Annotated in this window: 17 protein-coding genes, 1 tRNA gene and 1 pseudogene; 15 read left to right on the top strand and 4 right to left on the bottom strand. The window is 52.6% G+C overall.

Translation table 11 applies throughout. From position 1 onward, the window contains the following. The first annotated feature begins 29 nt into the window (after window positions 1–29). The 15 genes from ACR0KM_RS13135 (at window position 30) to rfbA (ending at window position 15,491) form a co-directional block, all read left to right on the top strand. On the top strand, window positions 30–323 hold the full coding sequence (locus ACR0KM_RS13135) for a hypothetical protein (RefSeq protein ID WP_480859140.1): 294 nt from the start codon (window positions 30–32) through the stop codon (window positions 321–323). Next, complete coding sequence (locus ACR0KM_RS13130) at window positions 311–994, top strand: hypothetical protein (RefSeq protein ID WP_480859142.1); 684 nt, start codon at window positions 311–313, stop codon at window positions 992–994. Before ACR0KM_RS13135 ends, ACR0KM_RS13130 begins: the two co-directional genes overlap by 13 nt. A gap of 374 nt (window positions 995–1,368) precedes the next feature. Continuing rightward, window positions 1,369–1,728 (top strand): helix-turn-helix transcriptional regulator, encoded by a 360-nt coding sequence (locus ACR0KM_RS13125; RefSeq protein ID WP_480859144.1) that lies wholly within the window; start codon window positions 1,369–1,371, stop codon window positions 1,726–1,728. A gap of 456 nt (window positions 1,729–2,184) precedes the next feature. Next, window positions 2,185–3,027 (top strand): tyrosine-type recombinase/integrase, encoded by an 843-nt coding sequence (locus tag ACR0KM_RS13120; RefSeq protein ID WP_480859147.1) that lies wholly within the window; start codon window positions 2,185–2,187, stop codon window positions 3,025–3,027. Between the two features lie 174 nt (window positions 3,028–3,201). Beyond that, a complete protein-coding gene (locus ACR0KM_RS13115; RefSeq protein WP_480859149.1) occupies window positions 3,202–3,408 on the top strand; it encodes a hypothetical protein in 207 nt (68 codons plus the stop codon). Window positions 3,409–4,000: 592 nt separating this feature from the next. Continuing rightward, window positions 4,001–6,247: an N-acetylneuraminate synthase family protein gene (locus ACR0KM_RS13110; RefSeq protein ID WP_480859151.1), complete on the top strand. Its 2,247-nt coding sequence runs from the start codon at window positions 4,001–4,003 to the stop codon at window positions 6,245–6,247. Then, window positions 6,244–6,987, top strand: coding sequence for an acylneuraminate cytidylyltransferase family protein (locus ACR0KM_RS13105; protein WP_480859154.1), 744 nt, complete (start codon window positions 6,244–6,246; stop codon window positions 6,985–6,987). Before ACR0KM_RS13110 ends, ACR0KM_RS13105 begins: the two co-directional genes overlap by 4 nt. Window positions 6,988–7,018: 31 nt before the next feature. Beyond that, window positions 7,019–8,125, top strand: a complete 1,107-nt coding sequence (locus ACR0KM_RS13100) for a polysaccharide pyruvyl transferase family protein (RefSeq protein WP_480859156.1) — start codon at window positions 7,019–7,021, stop codon at window positions 8,123–8,125. A gap of 18 nt (window positions 8,126–8,143) precedes the next feature. Then, window positions 8,144–9,019 carry a class I SAM-dependent methyltransferase gene (locus tag ACR0KM_RS13095; RefSeq protein WP_480859158.1) on the top strand — a complete coding sequence of 292 codons (876 nt, stop codon included), beginning with the start codon at window positions 8,144–8,146 and terminating at the stop codon, window positions 9,017–9,019. Between the two features lie 150 nt (window positions 9,020–9,169). Next, window positions 9,170–10,507 (top strand): polysaccharide pyruvyl transferase family protein, encoded by a 1,338-nt coding sequence (locus ACR0KM_RS13090; RefSeq protein ID WP_480859160.1) that lies wholly within the window; start codon window positions 9,170–9,172, stop codon window positions 10,505–10,507. Between the two features lie 25 nt (window positions 10,508–10,532). Then, window positions 10,533–11,843, top strand: a complete 1,311-nt coding sequence (locus tag ACR0KM_RS13085; protein WP_480859162.1) for a surface carbohydrate biosynthesis protein — start codon at window positions 10,533–10,535, stop codon at window positions 11,841–11,843. Between the two features lie 480 nt (window positions 11,844–12,323). Beyond that, window positions 12,324–12,893 (top strand): dTDP-4-dehydrorhamnose 3,5-epimerase, encoded by a 570-nt coding sequence (gene rfbC, locus ACR0KM_RS13080; protein ID WP_480859163.1) that lies wholly within the window; start codon window positions 12,324–12,326, stop codon window positions 12,891–12,893. Beyond that, complete coding sequence (gene rfbB, locus ACR0KM_RS13075) at window positions 12,890–13,930, top strand: dTDP-glucose 4,6-dehydratase (RefSeq protein WP_480859165.1); 1,041 nt, start codon at window positions 12,890–12,892, stop codon at window positions 13,928–13,930. Before rfbC ends, rfbB begins: the two co-directional genes overlap by 4 nt. A 12-nt stretch (window positions 13,931–13,942) precedes the next feature. Further along, a complete protein-coding gene (locus ACR0KM_RS13070; protein WP_480859167.1) occupies window positions 13,943–14,605 on the top strand; it encodes an SDR family oxidoreductase in 663 nt (220 codons plus the stop codon). A 19-nt stretch (window positions 14,606–14,624) separates the two neighbouring features. Next, entirely contained in the window at window positions 14,625–15,491 is an 867-nt protein-coding gene (rfbA, locus tag ACR0KM_RS13065) for a glucose-1-phosphate thymidylyltransferase RfbA (protein ID WP_480859169.1), read from the top strand. Between the two features lie 191 nt (window positions 15,492–15,682). On the opposite strand, the gene ACR0KM_RS13060 is transcribed toward rfbA, so the two are convergent. From ACR0KM_RS13060 to ACR0KM_RS13045, 4 genes and pseudogenes are all read right to left on the bottom strand, one after another. Beyond that, window positions 15,683–16,579 (bottom strand): glycosyltransferase family 2 protein, encoded by an 897-nt coding sequence (locus tag ACR0KM_RS13060; protein WP_480859171.1) that lies wholly within the window; start codon window positions 16,577–16,579, stop codon window positions 15,683–15,685. Further along, window positions 16,579–17,709, bottom strand: coding sequence for a glycosyltransferase domain-containing protein (locus ACR0KM_RS13055; RefSeq protein WP_480859173.1), 1,131 nt, complete (start codon window positions 17,707–17,709; stop codon window positions 16,579–16,581). Before ACR0KM_RS13055 ends, ACR0KM_RS13060 begins: the two co-directional genes overlap by 1 nt. Window positions 17,710–18,102: 393 nt before the next feature. Then, a pseudogene (locus ACR0KM_RS13050) lies at window positions 18,103–18,681 on the bottom strand (transposase). A 400-nt stretch (window positions 18,682–19,081) separates the two neighbouring features. Further along, window positions 19,082–19,167, bottom strand: a tRNA-Leu gene (locus tag ACR0KM_RS13045). Between the last annotated feature and the right edge of the window lie 7 nt (window positions 19,168–19,174).

Genomic DNA, 19,174 nt, shown 5'->3' with positions numbered 1-19,174 from the left:
AGGCCCCGGTACAACCTGCTGAACGACTGATGCAGGCCTGGATCTGTCAGAACAGTTGGTCTCTTGAAGAAGCCATCTTGTTGGCGCTGGGCATCTCGCCAGAAGATGCTGGAACCACACGGGTGCTGGATGACCATAGTGCGCTATTGACCAGAGCGAAGCGGTCAGGTGAACGATTTGGCGCACCCGAGTTCTGGCTTTGGTGGGCAGAGCGCAACAATAACCATTCCATACGGATTGGTGGCTTGCCGTCACGCCGGAAGGCCGGATCGCATTTGATGGCCAGCATTTTGCGCATCGCAGACGGGAAATGTTCTCCGTGAAGTACGCCAGACAGGAAAGACGTCTGATCGGGGAGTGGGCTAGAAAACCCTATTGGTCAGCCCGCGAGGCAATCGATTTGTCACTGAACTTCAAACCATTCACGACAGATGGCTGGCGCGGGAACGCCCCGGAAACCGGGGAGACGATCCGTGAGCGTGACGACAGGTTTCTGATTTTGGAAAGGGCGTTGGAGATTAAGGAGTTCCGTGAGAAGGCGCCTGCCAAGGACTATCTGCACTGGCTGGCGAAACGGGGGTATTATTTGTCCCCTGCATGGCGGCGTGCTGTGGGGATGCCGGGTCACAACAATCGGCGCCCGGATAAGGTGGTGGAGAATACAGAAACCGTCGCAGAGAACGAGAAACTTCGAGATATGCTGCGGGTAAAAGATGAGCGCCTGTCTGATCCGGAAGCAAAGCTGGAGGCCTCATCCCCTGCCGAAGAAAGCCGAGCTCAAAAGTCGGCGAAAACAACGCGGATCGCAACGCTTCAAAAGGCCCTCATTGCCTGCGCCGTGGATGGCCATAGCTATACGCCCATTAAAAAACGCTCTGATGTACCGAAACAGATTGCGGACAAAGCTGCTGAACTTGGTTGCGGAGTAGACCAGCAAACGGTTCGTAAGCTTCTAATGGAGGCCAGTGAATTGCACGTCAACAGTGACTATTGAAGTGGTTGAGCCCTTAAAAATATGAATCACATCGTGGATTCACGATCGAGTTTCGTGAATCCACACTGCATAAGATCGGACCTCGTCAGCCTAAAGCCACCTTTAACAAACATAGATGGCTTACGATGCGTTTTGACGATGTTCCCGACGACGCGCTGCTACGCGAAAAGCAGATTCTGCATCCCCACGGTCCCGTACCTGTTTCCCGTTCGACGTAGTGGGCGGGCGTCCGCGCTGGGCGCTTGTCCCAGCCAGTTCGCCTCGGGCCTCGTGCCACAGCTTGGCGCGTTGGTGACATCCGCGAACTCTTGCGGGAGGGCGGATGATGCACCAGTTCCTGAACTTTTCTTTTCCCCAAAACCGGGCATCTCAGAATGGAGGTGCCGATGGTTAAATACAGGCACGCTTCCGCAATGGGGGATCTGTTCGCAGCTCCCTCCACTGCCGTATCGCACCCGTCCGAACGTGTCACGGACAAGGGCGAGGCGCAGGTTCAGAATCAGTCGCAATCAAACCCGCCTGTTCTGACGTCAGTGCAGTTCGCTGCATTGGAAGCAAAAGAGGCTAAAAACCTCGGCGAAGACGAGCGCTATCTCAAAGACGTTGAAGTGGCCAAACGCTTCGGCATCGCCCGCCAAACGGTCTGGAAACACGTGGAGCTTGGTGTTCTGCCAGCACCGATCAAGCGCCCCGAGCAGCAGTCGCTGGCGCCTGTCCAGCCTGCTCGCGCTTGAGGAAAAACTGGCTGAAGCATCGCACCAAACCAAAAAGAAAAGTCGCAAATCGGGGCGCGTGATATGACGAAGGCCCACTACAAAGTGAAGGTCTGCCAGGACCAGGTCTATTCAGTGTAAGAGCTTTGCAAAACCTACAACGTTCGCCGCAATGCCATCACCGACTGGATGAAATCCGGACTGCGGAAATCGGACGATCAGCGCCCTTTTGTTTTTCGTGGGGCTGAGCTGCAACGCTACCACAGTGGCCAGAAACGCAAATCGCTGGCTAAACTGAAGCCAGGTGAGTTCAATTGCTTGAGCTGCGGCAGCGAAGGTTAACCTGCTCCTCAGTCGATCTCGGTCAGGACAACTTCCAGCAGTCGGTACATGGCAGTGGGTGTCTGCGGTGCCTGCGATGCCCGGGTAACAAAGCTACTGAAAGCGACATAATACGACAGCATGAAAAAATGCCTCATGTCAGGTACCAGCCTCGCCCTGATAGACGAAAGCAATTGCGAGATCCCAGTTGATACCGGGAACAAACCCGACTTTTGCGAGACGGTTTGGTACCTGACAAACGATCGGATCGTGCATGAGTGGCGAACCTATGCTGGACGCTATGAGGTTTCGACCATACGTGCCCATCTGCGCAGCATCCGCATGTTGGAGGATTGCACGGGTGGCAAAGCTTTCGATAAAGTCACGCCAAAAGGCGCCGCAGCTTTTCGTGATCATTTGGTGAAACTTGGCCAAACGCCCAAAGAGCATAGTGGATTGAGCAACTGCACCATCAGGCATCACGCGTCGCAGGTTCGCCAGTTCTTCGAATGGCTCCGCCTTCAGGAAGGCTACAAGCGATTGAGCCAGAACATCCTGCTTTGCCTCGAGCTTCCAAAGGCGGTACACACCAAAACCCTGCCTCGCGACTATCTGACGATTGAGCAGGCGGAAAAGATGCTGGAGAAGATGCCTGATCGCACGGTTGCAGAGCGCCGTGACCGCGCCATGGTGGCTTGTGCTTATACCAGTGGGTTACGCGCCGCTGCCCTCACGACATTGCAGCTGAAACACATTGATCTGGATAAAAAGGAACTGGTTCAGGACGCAACAGAAATGCGCGCGAAGAATGGAAAGAGCTTTCGCAGCGTCTTCTTCCCGCGCACTGAGGCCTTCCAAGAAATCCTCATCATCTGGCTTTCGGAGTTGGCTGCGTTGGGCTTCACTCAAGACGACGCCGTGTTCCCCGAGATCGTACATCTGAAACAACACGGTCCAGAGATCGGCGCGGTGCCCCGATGCAATCTTGCTCAGCCGTGAGCCGCGCGTTTGACTTTGCGACCTCGTTGATCGGCGCAAATACACACCACACTCCGTTCGCAATACGCTCAAGGTGCCGGGCGATGAGTTTTGCACCTCTCCAAAAGATCGCAAAGCCTGGTCCCTGAACCTTGGCCATACGGACGAAAAAATTTAGAAATCTGATATGGAAAAATGTCGGACCAGCAACGTCGTAGCATCGTCGAAGGGCTTTCTACTGGCAGCTTGCTAACCACCAAGGAAAACGCACTGGTGCTCGACTACTATGAAAGCCGTTTCGAGCGAGGTAGCGACGAGTACAACATGGCGAAACGGCTGGCCGAAAGGCGTGCAGCCGCACGGGATGGACATGAGGTGCTGGAACAGAGGACAATTTGGTAAATGCCTTCTTCGTTCGCGTTGGAAATATTCTGTCCTTTTATATCCGCAGATGATGATGGGTACCATGATCCGACTGGTCCAGACTGATTGTTAGTGATGGCGTGGATGCCCCGCCAAACGGCTTCGTAGTGTGCCAGAGTGATATTTTGTTGAATGTCACTTCGAAAGAGGGAGCGTCCGTGACAGAAGTCAGCACTGTTGGTGTCGACCTAGCAAAGAACGTGTTTCATATCCACGGTGCCCACACCGATGGGTCTATCGCCTTTCGGAAGAAAGTAAATCAAGCGCAGTTTCTCAGCTTTTTCTCCCAACAACTCGGTGTTTGGTCGCCAAGGAGGCCTGTCCTAGTGATCACCACCTGCCTAACGCCATCCACAGCTCCTCAAAACCGATATCAAACAACTTGGAAATGTCTTGGGCTACCTCTAAAGCGGGCTGGTAGCGACCGTGTTGCACGGGCGTATAGCTGTGCATGGCATTGTGATCAGGTTGCTGGCTTTTGGCAAGGTGGAGATTTGATAGACCTTCTCCCATGAATGTACTAAATCGACCCAGGCAAAGAACTAGGGGGCGAACGAATTTGAGAGGCGATATGAGATTTTCGCGCAATCTGGAGCAGCACATCGTGGTCGATACCGACCCCGTTCGCAAGGCTCTTGTAAAGATTAATCAAAACAAATCGCGCCAAGTGTTTGTCGTCACAGCATTGGGTATGTTGAAGGGGCTTTTGACAGACGGCGATTTTCGCCGCTGGATTGTCTCGCTACCCGAAATCTCCATAGATCGTCCCGTATTGGAGGTGATGAATAGTTCATGTGTCCGGGCTTCGGTTGGCGACAGCGCCTCCTATATTGAGAGCCTGTTCTCGCAAAAAATCACGTCAATCCCGCTAGTTGATAACAGCGGGCGCCTAGTTGCGATTGCCTGGAGCGACGTTGGCACGATGCGCATGGGCCAGCGCGATATCGGCGAGGGCTGCCCGGCGTTCGTGATCGCCGAGATTGGGAACAACCATAACGGTGATATGGATTTGGCCAAACATTTAGTGGATCTCGCCGTCCAAGCAGGGGCAGATTGTGCCAAATTCCAATTGCGGGATTTTACTTCACTTTATGGCGCGGCGGGGGCTAACAAGACTGGTGATCTCGGTGCCGAATACACTGACGATCTGCTGCGTAAATACCAGCTGGCACCTGATCAGATGTTCGAGCTCCTTGATTACTCGCGTGAGCAAGGCCTAATCCCACTTTGTACGCCTTGGGAGGAGGAAAGCCTGCGCCAACTCGACGACTACGGCGTACCAGGTTTCAAGATCTCTTCGGCGGATATGACCAACCATGCACTGCTGGCTGCGGCGGCGCAGACTGGTAAACCCTTGATCGTCTCCACCGGTATGTCATTTGAGCATGAGGTCAAGGATTCTGTCGGGCTGCTCAAGAGCAAGGGTGCGGAATTTGCCCTGCTGCATTGCAACTCAGCCTATCCAGCACCAATGCAAGATGTTAACCTGTCTTACCTGGCGCGCCTGAAGGAGATCAGTGGCGGAATCATCGGATATTCTGGTCATGAGCGTGGTTACGAGGCCTGTATTGCGGCGGTCGCCATGGGTGCAAAGATCATTGAAAAACACTTCACCGTTGACCGTACGTTGGAGGGCAATGACCACCGTGTGAGCCTTCTGCCGCAGGAATTTGCGGACATGGTTAAGGCCATTCGCAATGTTGAAGACGCCATAGGCAACAATGAGGCACGTAAGTTGTCTCAGGGTGAACGGCTCAATCGAGAGGTGCTCGCAAAATCCCTGATGGCAAAACGTAAGCTAAAGGCAGGCCACGTTATCACGCGAGCCGACATCGATGTTAAGAGTCCGGGACAAGGGCTTCAGCCTTCACGTCTCGAAGACCTGATTGGTGCCACTCTTGCGCGTGATGTTGAAACTGGTACGCCATTCTTTGAGACCGATATCGCGGGACAAGGAATCGCCCCAAGGGCCTACGCCTTTGACCGTCCCTGGGGTATTCCCGTGCGCTACCATGACCTTGCGGCACTGATTGCAGCCGCGCCTGTAGACTTCGTCGAAATCCACTTCAGCTACCGAGACCTTGATCTCGATATTAACGACTACGCCGCTGAACCGTTCGACTGCGGCCTCGCTGTGCATGCACCGGAACTTTTTGAAGGTGATCACATTATGGACTTGGCCTCTCCGGACGCGGCCTATCGTGCGCGCTCTATCGATGAATTGCGCCGCGTGGTTGATCAGACCCGCAAACTTAAACCGTTTTTTCCCAAGACTGAGCGCCCGGTGATCGTAATCAACGCCGGAGGTTTTAGCGCTGATACGTTCTTAACCAATGAGGACCGGCCTGAGATGTATTCGCGCGTGGCAAACGCGTTGGCTGCTGTCGACGCAGATGGTGTCGAAATCATTATCCAGACCATGCCACCGTACCCCTGGCACTTCGGTGGGCAGCGTTATCACAACCTCTTTGTACGCCCGGATGAGATTAAGGACTTTTGTGAGCGTTACGGCGTGCGGTTGTGCTACGATGTCTCGCATTCGAAATTGGCGTGTAATCAATTTCAACTGTCGCTTCAGGCTTTTACAGAAACAGTTGGACCCTACTCAGCACATCTGCACATCGTAGACGCGCGCGGGACCCGCGACGAGGGGTTGCAGATAGGGGAGGGCGAGATTGACTTTGTCGCGCTCGGACGTGCTCTCGCAGCAACCTGCCCAGAGGCCACATTCATTCCCGAGATATGGCAAGGCCATAAAAACGCGGGCAAAGGCTTTTGGATCGCGCTCGATCGCCTTGAAAAGGCCTTCGCGCTGTGAGCGAGACGACTGTGCCCTCCAATCGTGACATTCTCTGCGTGATCCCAGCGCGTGCGGGATCCAAGGGTATTCCGGGAAAGAACATCATAGAGTTTTCTGGCAAACCTCTCCTGGCTTGGACGATAGAGGCAGCTTTAGGAGCAGAGGCGGTCGGTCCCGTTATTGTATCGACTGAGAGCGAGGAAATTGCTGGTATAGCGAAAGAATGGGGCGCTGACGTACCGTTCTTGAGGCCGACGGAGCTTGCCCAGGACAATGTTCACGCTGTTCATACCGTGCTACATGCACTTAATTGGTATCAGGAGTCGAAGGGACATTTGCCGTTTGGGGTCATGATGCTGCTGCCAACGAGCCCGTTGCGTACCGTCCGGCATATCGAAGAAGCTGCGCAAATGTTCTTGACCCAGGATGCCCCAGCGGTGATTGGCGTTACGGAATTGGGTAAACATATGACCAACCTGCGCTACATGAATGGCCGTCTGCTGGAACGCATCGCTTCCGACGTATCGCCCAATCAGCAGCGTCAAGGCGTTGCATCGCTTTACGGAGTGACAGGCGCAATGTTTCTGGCGCGGAGCGACCTTTTGAAAGCTGAAGAAACCTTTCATTTACCCGGCGCTCTGGGTTTTCCCATGAGCGCGCTTAGTGCTATTGACGTCAACACGCCGGAAGACCTCGCACTCGCGCGCTGGGTCAAAAACGCTGGCTGGTCGGATCTGGTAATAATACCATCAGATTAGGACTGCGTTCCCAAGAGAGTAGAGATACATCATGCCAAGACTACTGCACATCGGCATTCACAACTCAAAGAACAAAAACGCGGGGGACACGGTGCTCTTCCCCGTCGTGCGTGCGTTGTTCGAAGATCGAGTGCCGGATTGCACTTGGGAATATCGCCAGCTTTGGGATCCTTTCACATCGAATGATGCTAAAGTGGCTAACGAAAACTATGACGGCATTGTTATCGGCGGCGGCGGGCTTTTGCTGCGAGATCAGGCTGGTAGCGACACTTCCAATAGTGGTTGGCAATGGAATAGCGAGATTGCTGCAGTCGAAGCGCTGCGTGTGCCGATCTATTTCTTTGCTGTGGGTTACAATCGGTTCCGCGGGCAGGAAGACTTTGATCCGGTTTTCGCCGAGCACATTGCGGCGACCCTGCGTGCGAGCAAGTTTTTCGGCTTGCGTAACCAAGGCTCGATCAACGCTGTCAAGTCTTATGTGCAGGCAGAGCTGGCGGAACGGATTTGCCTTCAGCAGTGTCCGACTACGGTGATCTGGCAATTGTATCCGGATGCCCGACAAATCGTTGAAACACGCCCCGCCAACACTAAGCCGATCTTGACCCTTAATACCGCCTTCGACCGCGAATCCCTGCGGTTTGGAAATACCAAAGTAGCCGCACTTGAGACTATCGCCCGGTCAATGAAAAGTGCCGAAGATAAAGGCTGGCAAATCCACCTGGTGGCACACAAGACCAAAGATCTCGAGGTCGCGCCTTACCTCGTTGATAAAGGTGTCACTTTTGACACATTTGACTTGACCGAAGCCGGCTACCGGGACGTGATCGACTACTATACCCAGCCTGACCTCGTGGTGGGTATGCGCGGCCATGCGCAGATGATCCCTTTTGGCATGCGCTGCCCGATCTTTTCGATCATCAGCCATAACAAGATGCGCTTTTTCCTGGATGATATTGGCCATCCGGAATGGGGTCACGATATCGGCGACCCTCAATTTTCCGAGACCCTCGATGCCTTTATCGATCAGGCGGCATGTAATCCGACGTCCTTGAGGCAGTCCGTAGCCGAAGCCCAGACTTTGTGTTGGGAGCGTTCCCTCGCAAATATGCAGACGATCGCCCGTTCTCTGGCGACTTAAATCGAAAGAGTCTCGACTATGAAACACCCTCTGATGGTGCAGTTGGAGCGCGGTAAATGTGTCTCGCAGGACAGATTGAAGCCGTTCTTCCCGCAAGTCCGCGACCACGATGACATCGCCGTTTTGATCGATCCCGTGACCCAAGTGATTGTTCTCTCGCGCTTCGATCACATCGATATCCAATACTACATTGACCGCAATGAGACCAATGGCACAATCGTACAGGACTTGGTTATCAAAACGCCGAAGATGGAGGACAATGCCCGCCGTAGTAAAGTCTTCAAACCCTATATCAAAGGCAAGCGCTGGCTCGATTTCGGCAGTGGACTAGGTGGCATGCTAGATGAGATGGCAGGTGCGGCTGAAAGTGCTGTTGGTCTTGAGCCCAACGAGGAACGCGCGCATTTTTGCCGTTCCAGGGGCCACGAAATCGTGGGAAGCATCGAAGACATCGCTGACAACTCGCTTGATTGCATCACGGTATTTCATACCTTCGAACATCTAACTGATCCAATTGGCACGGCTGAAGACCTTAGACGTAAGCTGCGCCCGGGTGGCACCCTTATCTGCGAAGTTCCGCACGCTCGTGACGTTCTGATCCATACCTATGATTGCGATGCGTTCAAGAAGTTCACTTTCTGGAGCGAGCATCTGGTACTGCATACGCGCCAGAGCCTTTCAAGCCTGCTGCGATGTGCAGGTTTCAGCAACATTGAAGTTAGTGGCCTGCAACGCTATCCGCTTGCCAATCATCTGTATTGGCTCGCAAAAGGCGCCCCCGGAGGTCAGGCGCACTGGAGTTTCTTAGTGTCCGAGACACTCGATCAAGAATACGAAGCCCAGCTTTCTAAAATAGACCGAACCGACACGATCTTTGCAGTTTGCCAAGCATAGTTCGCCAAAGTGAGCAGCATGTATGACTGCTGACGCTAAAGTATAACCCATTATGAAAAGCATATCGCTGACAGTTATCCTGTCAGTTCGCTTGAAGGCCAACGAACAACTAGGATACACATCCTCGCAAACCCGGACAAGAATTCGAGCATGACCACCTTAATCCACACTGGTACTTTTGACGTTGAAAACTACGGCGACTTGCTGTTTCCGGAAATCGTATTCCAACATTTTCCGCAAGCTAATATACGTCATGTCAGCCCAGCGGGATCACCTCAGATATGGGGAGACACGAGGCCGTGCCATGCGCTTATGGACATAGCTCGAGAGCCTGCGCATGCCGTGATAGTTGGCGGTGGTAATATCATCCATGCAAAGCGAACGCTTTTGTCGTCTTATCGCGCGGCAAACGCCGAACTGGTCGGTTACGCTGATCTGTGGGCGGTTGTTGCACTTGCAGCACCAGATGAAATGCCCGTGTTGTGGAACGCGCCCGGTGTTGCAGAACAATTCGCACCAGAAGTCTTGCCACTAGTACAGGAAGCCCTCCGTAAAACCCGGTATATTTCCGTTCGAGATGACGAGAGCCGCACCTATCTGTTGGAAGCAGTCCCCGAACTCGATGTCACTGTCGTGCCTGACAGTGCCTGGGATCTACCCTCCATTTTTAGTTCAGATCAGTTGGACAAGGCAAAGGTCGCGGCACTTACGCGGCTTGGTGCAAACCTAGAAGATCCTTATTTGGTGTTCCACCTAAACAAGCGTTACATTCGAAATATCCCGGTTACGCAGCTTTGTGAAGAAATAGACGGCCTGTGCGGGCATCTCTCACTTAGGCCTCTACTTATTGGGATTGGACCCTGTCACGACGATGACAAAACGGCAAACGAAATCGCGGCGCGATTGGCCACCAAACCAATTGTCATGGACCGCCCCAATAGTATTCGCGAAATCGCTGGTTTGATAGCAGGCTCAGAGGGCTATATCGGCTCCTCGATGCATGGCTATATCACCGCTGCGGCATTTGGTGTTCCTGCTTTGGTGATCGCATCAGGCAAACATAAGTTTCAGGGCGTGGTCCGATTAACTGGCGCTCCTGAGACTCTTCAAAACACGTGGACTGGCGCGCGTGAAAAATTTCTATCCTATGACACCGACGCTTTAAGCCAAAGGTTCAGAGAGGTTCAAGTCAAAGCGTCGCAAGAACTCTCCCAGCATTGGGCGACAATCAAAGCCATCGTGACTCAGGCGGAAAATCAAGCCTCTCCCACTGTGCTGAACTTAGAAAAGACATGGGAGGCGAGGGCCGGCGTTTTGTCGGCGCAACTGCGAGAAATAAATTCCCGCGCACCGAAATCTGGTAAGTCACCGAACGTCCCGACGCGTGTTTCACCTGATCACCTGCGTGACAAAAAGAAGCCTAAGAAGAAAAAACGCAAACCTGCCAAAAAGGGCTTCTTTGCTATGGCCAGATCCCTCTTCAAATGAGGGTTTTTAAAAGGACCGCGAGACGTTGAAAAAACGGATCTACCTTCCCATAGAAATTCAAAACCGAGAGCTCGATGTGCGGCTTGATCTAGCTGCAAAAATGCTCGCCAAAGACTGGGAAGTCATCCTAGGGCGGTTTAATGATGTTGTTAATCTTGCTCATCAGTTGGGAGGAGGAGTTATATTTTATAAAGCTCATAGCGACTCCGTTATCGAGAAAAAACTCATACCAGCAAAGAAGGTTGGGACGCGTCTCGTTTGCTTAGATGAAGAAGGTTTGATTTTCCCATCATCGCAGTGGTATTTGCGTCATCGCATCGGTACTGGTGAATTTCTTGACCAGATCGATGCAATCTTTACCTGGGGCCCGCTGCAACACAATATTCTTGCATCTACATTTCCCCAAATCTCGACCAAATTGCATATGACAGGCAATGCTCGCATCCACCCGTCGCCTCGCATCCAAGATCGAAAACGTGATGTTATTCTCATTAATACAAATTTCGGGCCCGCAAATTTGTCGAAGACCATTAGCGAGACCTATGTCGAAATGGTCGAGAAACAGAGAACGGAGACAGGGCTCGAAGATCGCCGTTTCCTCGAAAGCCGTCAGGAATACTATGGCGCTTTAATCGAGCAATACGTTGCCTTCATACGGGATTTGGCAACACAGAATAGTCAGCGCGGTAAACCATTTAAGATCGTTCTACGACCTCATCCGATCGAAGACATGCTGTTCTGGGAAGACGCTATGTTTGATTTTGATGTCAGGGTTGAAACTAAGCGACCCACGACAGCGTTTTTTCCATCCTGCCACTGCATGATCCATACGGGCTGCACCACTGCGATCGAAGGCTTCATGGCGGGCGTGCCCGTTTTGCGGTATAATCCAATTTATCCGCAGAACAACAATCAGGAATCTATTATCCCAAACGCCATTTCGCACGACATTACAAGTACTTCTCAAGTATTTGACGTCTGCCCAAACGAACCAGATGTAGCCGAAAGTCTTTCGGACTACATCTATTTTGGAGAAGACTCTCCCAATAAAATTCAGGCAGACATCATTGATGATCTAGATGTCACCATCGGAAAACCTGTGCCAAGCATGGGTTCAATTGATGCACTCTACGACCATCTGGATGTTTTGCAATCAAAGTGTATTGCCACCTATCCTCAGATGGCAAAGCGTTTCTTGGAATCCAAAACCTTCGCGAAACGGCGCGCGCAGCTTCACCGTTGGCCGTTATTGGCGAAACAAAATCTCAAGAATCGAACCCCTAGTCACTTGACTGTGAAGAAAGTAAAGCCTCAAGTCTTTCTTCTACAGAATTGATTTCCGTCCAGCTTGGTTTATCAGTCACTCAGTCGATGGAAGTGGAGTCTGCTCCGGTACGCTGGGCTTATTAGGCAACACAGGAAGGCTGACCATCCGTAAGCGTTGCGTGAAGCTTGAAGTTACCCATAAGTGGGTGGCGAATTGAATCAGACACAGACCTTGGTCTTGCCCGAATTGAGCTGGTCATGATTCGTCATGTGGCACCAAACGATTGAGGTGCGTGTATGGCGCGGAGTTGGGTAGAAACGGAAACGTCCGGGTGTGATCTGGGTGTCGCTCGGCCGAACCGGCGACTGGGAGCAGTACACAAGAGCCGGAAAAATCCAGCTTCTGCTGGTCCAAAGGTGAGGAGCAGTGCACCCTCATTGGGATAGTTTAGTCTATTGGACGTTACTTATACCCTTGGCGACACCGAGACACCTGATAGAAAATCGTTCTTGAAAATTAGCGTAAATTGCAAGGACGAAGCTAAAAGCTATGAAACTGGTGCCTCTTGCCATCCCGGATATTCGGATGATCACGCCGCACGCATTGGCGATGAACGTGGTTTTTTTGAAGAGACTTAATAACCAGATCAACGTTGCCCGCCACGGTATTAAAACAGTGTTTTTACAAGACAATCACTCGGTTTCGAAGGCTGTCGGAACGGTGCGAGGCTTGCATTTTCAAACGCCCCCACGCGCTCAAGCCAAGTTGGTGCGCTGCGGACGCGGGCGGCTGTTTGATGTTGCCGTTGATATTCGCAAGGGCTCTCCCAGTTTTGGTCAGTGTGTTGGGGCAGAGTTGAGTTTTGAGAATGGCCGAATGCTGTTGGTTCCTGCTGGGTTCGCCCATGGGTTCGTAACGCTCGAGCCGGTTACCGAGCTCGTCTGTAAATGTTCCGAAACCTATGCGCCAGAAACGGAGGGTGCGGTTCGCTGTGATGATCCCGATATTGGAGTTGAATGGCCGCTGTATGGGGCTGAACCGGGCCTATCAAATAAGGATAAGGTGGCACCGCTTTTGCGCGACCTAGACACCCCTTTTGCATTTGGGGCTGCCCAATGAAAATCCTTGTAACGGGCGGAGCAGGATTTATCGGCTCTGCTGTCATTCGACGGGCAATCTCTGACGGGCATGAGGTCGTCAATGTTGACGCTCTTACCTACGCGGCCTGCCTAGACAATGTGGCCCCGGTCGCGAACGCGCCGGGTTACAGCTTTGAGCAGGCTGATATCCGTGACGCTGATGCGATGGCTGCCATTCTGAACCAGCACAGCCCTGACGCGATCATGCATCTGGCTGCCGAAAGCCATGTTGACCGCTCAATCGACGGGCCCGCAGCGTTTATCGACACTAATGTGACGGGAACCTATGTGCTGCTTGAGGCCACGCGCGCCTATTGGACTGGAGCAGGACGGCCGGGAACATTCCGCTTTCATCATATTTCGACCGACGAGGTTTTTGGCTCGCTCGGTGAGACCGGGCTGTTCACCGAAGACAGTCCGTATCAACCCAATTCACCCTACTCGGCATCCAAGGCTGGGTCTGATCATCTGGTTCGCGCTTGGCGCGAAACCTATGGCCTGCCGACTGTTTTGACCAATTGTTCGAACAATTACGGCCCCTATCAGTTTCCCGAAAAGCTGATCCCAGTGGTGATTCTGAACGCCCTGGCGGGCAAACCCATTCCGATCTATGGGGCAGGGGACAATATTCGTGACTGGTTGCATGTGGATGACCACGCCGAGGCCCTTCTGTTGGTTTTGCAGCATGGTGAAACCGGGCGCAGCTACAATATTGGCGGCGAGAATGAGATGACCAACCTGGATTTGGTCAAAATGATCTGCGCCATTCTAGACCGGCTGAAACCGGCAGCAGCACCATACTCCAATCAGGTTATATTTGTCACCGATCGACCAGGACATGATCGCCGGTATGCGATCGACCCGACGCGCATCCGGACCGAACTGAACTGGCGCCCTTCCTACACCCCAGAAACCGGGTTGGAGCAGACGGTGCAGTGGTATCTGGACAACGGCGACTGGCTGCATGCCTTGCAAACGCGTAGTGGAGTGGGCCAGCGCCTGGGGACCGCAGGATGAAGGCACTGGTCTTTGGCCGCAACGGTCAAGTGGCGACCGAACTGCGTCGGCGCGCCCGGAGCGATGGCCCGGGCCGCGGCTAAGCGCGGCTTGCCGTTTCTTCATATCTCAACCGATTACGTCTTTGATGGGTCCGGCACGCACCGGTGGACAACACTAGATCCGACGGCGCCCTTGGGTGCTTACGGCCGCTCCAAACTGAACGGCGAAGCTCAGGTGGCGGGGGCAGGGGGCTGGCATGCTATCTTGCGCACGAGTTGGGTTTTTTCCGCCCATGGTAAGAATTTCGTCAAGACTATCCTGCGGTTGGCTCAAAACCGCGACCACCTGAAAATCGTGGCCGATCAGATCGGCGGACCGACCCCGGCGGCCGATATTGCCGACGCCCTTCTGGTCATAGCCAAAGCCGGGATCACCAAAGAAGGCGGGCTATTCCACTACTCTGGAAGGCCCGATACGAGCTGGGCCGGTTTTGCGTGCGAAATTGTTCAACAGGCTGGTTTGGATGTTCAGATTCAGGACATCAAAACCAGTGACTATCCAACCCCGGCCCCCAGACCCTTGAATTCAAGATTGGATTGCACGCGGCTGGCTGATATTTTCGACATTCCGCAGCCTGATTGGAAAACGGGTTTGGACCATGTTCTGACCGAGCTTGCAGAAGGCGGCGGCTGAAATTCTGAGAGGAACCTTTATGCAGCGCAAAGGCATTATTATGGCCGGAGGGTCTGGAACCCGGCTTTATCCAATCACGATGGCGATCTCAAAGCAGTTGCTGCCGATATACGACAAGCCGATGATCTTTTACCCCTTAAGCGTTCTGATGTTGTCGAATATCCGTGAGATCGCGATCATCACGACGCCTCAGGATCAGGACCAGTTTCAAAGATTGCTGGGGGACGGTAGCCAATACGGCCTGTCGCTGACATGGATTACGCAAGAAACGCCCGATGGGCTGGCGCAAGCCTATACTTTGGCCGAGGATTTCCTGAGCGGTGCGCCGTCTGCCATGATTCTGGGTGATAACATCTTCTTCGGCCACGGCCTGCCCGGCATTTTGCGCGAGGCGGACGCGAAGAATATGGGAGGCACGGTCTTTGCCTATCGCGTTTCCGATCCCGAACGTTACGGTGTCGTGGATTTTGAGGGCAAAAAGGCGCGCGCTATCATCGAAAAACCCAAGGTTCCACCCTCACATTATGCGGTGACCGGACTGTATTTTCTGGATGGCGACGCCCCCGCTCGCTCCCGTCAGGTGCAACCCTCGGCGCGCGGTGAGTTGGAGATCACAACCCTATTGGAAATGTATCTGAAAGAAGAGTTGCTGGAAGTTGAGAAAATGGGTCGCGGTTTTGCTTGGCTGGATACAGGCACCCATGGGTCCTTGTTGGATGCTGGCAACTTTGTGCGCACTCTGACCGACCGGCAAGGTATGCAAACCGGGAGCCTAGATGAAATCGCCTGGGCGAACGGCTGGATCGACGACGAAGCTCTGGCCAAGCGGGCACAATTGTACGCAAAATCCTCATACGGTAAGTATCTCGAAATATTGCTGGATTAAGTTAGAATGCCCCTTTGCGGAAGTCCCGAGGTACCTAACTAATTACGGGGGTATAATGGGCCCGGATTAAATTTTCGTTGTCGACGTTTTGGGCAAGTGAGACGAGTGCAAGGCCCCAAAACTGCTCGCGTGCCCAGCACGCATCGAGCGGCTTTTGAGCTCCGAGCAATGCGTGGCGCCTGACGTTGTTACTATGTTTCCAGTGTGCTGATCGTCCAGGCTTTCTCTTGAAATACATCTCTGGCAATCGAGCGAATTTCAAGCAGTATTGGATTTCGTTGCGTTCCTCGCACAGCGTTCTTTATTCGTTTCTCGCCATACAACGCACGTAATTGTGCTTGACCATTCGCTGTGAGTTGCTTCCTTTGTTCGGAGGAATAGCTTTTTGTTTTGGCATGATAAACGAAACAGTCTGTCGCCACGGCGCACAAAAATCCTGCCTCTTGAGCGCGTAGATTTAGATCGTTTTCCTCACCGTACCCCTTAGGAAACCGAACCTCATCGAAGAGGCCCACAGTTTCCAAAACAGTCCTTTTGATTGCAAGGCAGAACCCGTTGATTTGCTCGACGACCGGATACGTGAATTGAGCAGATATCTCAGCGCAGAACTTGTTAATTGATTGCAGTGTCTCAGTGTCAGATTTGACTAGGTTTGGAGACGCATTCGGACCTGGCATGTCAGGAATGGATTGCCATCCACCCGCATTCGAGAGCGGTCCCGCGATTCCAATACGCGGGTGTGCGTGCAGACAATTGTGTATCTTATTGATCCAATCACCCACAACGATCGTGTCGCTGTTCAAGAGAATGATTGTATCACGATCACTCTGCCTCAAACCTTCATTGGCGGCCTTGCAGAACCCGCTACCTTTGTCACGGCGGATCAAAAGTACATGGTCTAAGTTGTTAGACGCGAAAACTTCACAGAACTCCTTTGTTTGTGCTCCCGACCCATCGTCGACAATAATTAGGCGATCTTCGGGCCCGAGTGTAGGCAAGACGGATTCGAGGCAAATTTTCACATCGTCAAAGCTGTTGTGAACACAAACGATAACATCTGCAGGGGTCCTGCTTGTCGGGGTGTGCATTATTTTTTGTCCGATTTTGCGTAGTGTTTCATTCGGAAGAATTCGGCAGAACAATCAATAGTCTCAGTCAGCGGCGTAAACTTGATCTCGGGAACTTCCGCCATAGCCAGCGGAAGAGACAATTGGTCTCGCTTAGATCCCTTCGACAGCAAACCCCACCACTTAGCAAACATTTTCTGTACTGCGGAAGATGACGGTCTCAGAACCATTGCCATTGTCTCATACAGGTTGTCGGTTTTTTTTCTAGAGGGGTAATCGATGCGCGCAAGATGTTCAGCGAGTTCTATCGCATTCTCCTTACCCAACCTGGCACATGCCGCAGCTTCTGAAATTATGCTGCCGCGAGAAGAGTGCCTGAAAGTTGCAAAGTCGAATGCGGTGTCGCTAATGCCTGCGATCACAGCTTCAGGATCTCGACAAAGTAGTACGTTTCCATCCACCCAAATAACCCATTCGAAATCATGGAAAAAAACTGGAAGGCATAGCTTTACGAAGCGCGCCCTACGACGAGGATCGACATGATGATACGGCGAATGAACCTGTTGCCAGCCAGAAAGTGAGTCGAATTTCCTTTCCGAGAATACGAAAAACTCAGACGCGCTCTTCCACGCTGGATCAAACGGCATCAGACCATCGTAGTCGCCGAAGATGGCAGTGACGACAGCGATTTTCTTTCCATTTGAATTTGTAATTTTGAAGGGGTCCAAGGCTTGGCTGTCATCGGGAGACAACGCATGTTCCCCGCGGCAACCGATTTTTATCCCGCACCGGACCAGGTATTCCAAACCCCAAGCGGAAAGTGACTTCCTGTCTTCCCCCGCAAGAGCGCCGTTGGGTGCGAATGCAAACTTTCGTCCTTCATCGCGATAGTGATCGAAACAAGACTGTGATTGACTAAGGTTATGGGTTCGCGCGTACCAAATGGGATCTAAATTTGCCGATATTGCATCTGCTTCAGTTCGAAAATGACCGCCGGACGAAAGCTCGTCTTCGTTCAGATAACGCCCGAACTTACTGTATTCGTACGCACGTCTTGTTTCTCGATCTGCAAAGATAATTTTCAAAGACGTCGAGATTGAATCACCCTCGACTATTTGCAAGCGCCGACGAATTGATTTCGACAGTCCCATAATGCCTCCAAGATTTACTCCATGGTCCTATCCTTCGGCTGGCACAACAATCAACCCGGAATCTGTTGCAAACTTTTGACCACTGAACTTCGTAGCTTTGGCGCCTGTGCGATGAGCGGCACTATGAGGTTTTGTGTGGATGCCCTCGGTTTTGCAAGGAGGTTCTGATCAGTTTGAGCGCGATTGATTGCGGTCGTGTGTCAGGCCTCGTTTTGCGGCTTTTTACGCGCCGCGGGCCAAGACGGTCAGTTCGCTGATCGGTTCCAATTCGACTCCGCGCGCTCTTATTGCGCCCGACCTCTGTCTGGCTCTCCAATCAGGACTTGTTCAATCGACGTCCATTCTTCACAGTGCATTCCTCACACTCTGGCACCTGGGTTGGCGCCCAGAATTCTATGCCGTTATTTCTCTAGGTTGATACTTCTCTTCTTCGCTGATCATCGCCCATATCTGACGTGCCATTTTGTTGGCTAGTGCGATTGCGGCAACCATTTTTGGTTTGCGATCCAGCTTGTCTTGTACGCATGGCTCTGCGCGACTGCTTTGTCTCGCATATCCGGCAATTCGGCTCATCGCGCCCGTGATCAACATACGTCGAATACCACGCTGACCCATCTTACTTGTCTGGCCAAGGCGGGTTTTCCCGCCCGACGAATGTTGCTTGGGCACAAAGCGTCTTCCGTGATTGACTCAGCATCATCCGCATCATTTTTGTTCCGTTTGACGAGAGGCTTAATACAAAATGGCGGAACTAAACATACATCATGACTAATAGCCTGCAACTCACGCGCCCAGTAATGTGATGTCGAACATGCCTCCATCTTCATCAGGCAATTGGGGTGCTCCTCGCAGGAAGCCTTGAACTGCGCACGGGACAGTTTCTTGCGAAACAAGACCCGACCGTCCTGTCGCGCCGTGCAGCTGAAACACATTCTTTGCCAGATCAACTCCGATAATGATATCTTCGCTCATGGGTGCTCTCTTTCTCTTTAGTGGTTGATACATATCCACCATGGCACATTGCGATGCCGTTTCTGGAGAGGGCATCCACCCCATCCATTCCGGCCGGGTGCAGAATAAGGTGTTAAGCTCAGATCAGGGTTCTGGAGTCGAGTTTAGGCTTCATTTTCGGTAAGATAGCGGTAGATGGTGGTCTTGGAGCGGTTGCATTCAACCATGAGTATCTTTGATCTGAGTTCCGCTCGCACGTATGTCGCACAGTTCTACGATCTGATCATCAGTGTAGATATGTACGTACCCGCGAGACACTTTCTTTAAGGTTCCTTCTTGAGGCACCATTCCTTCAGAACTGGCCCGCAGAACCCGGATCGATCCGGGGTGTGTTCCCAATAACTCGGCTGCGCTTCAGAGGTGGTACGGGCGGTGGGACTCGAACCCACACGGCACTAAGGCCTTCGGATTTTAAGTCCGATATGTCTACCATTCCATCACGCCCGCAGACCTG

This window comes from Ruegeria sp. G10 (assembly GCF_056533645.1).
This window is presented reverse-complemented; position numbering and strand designations above follow the sequence as displayed.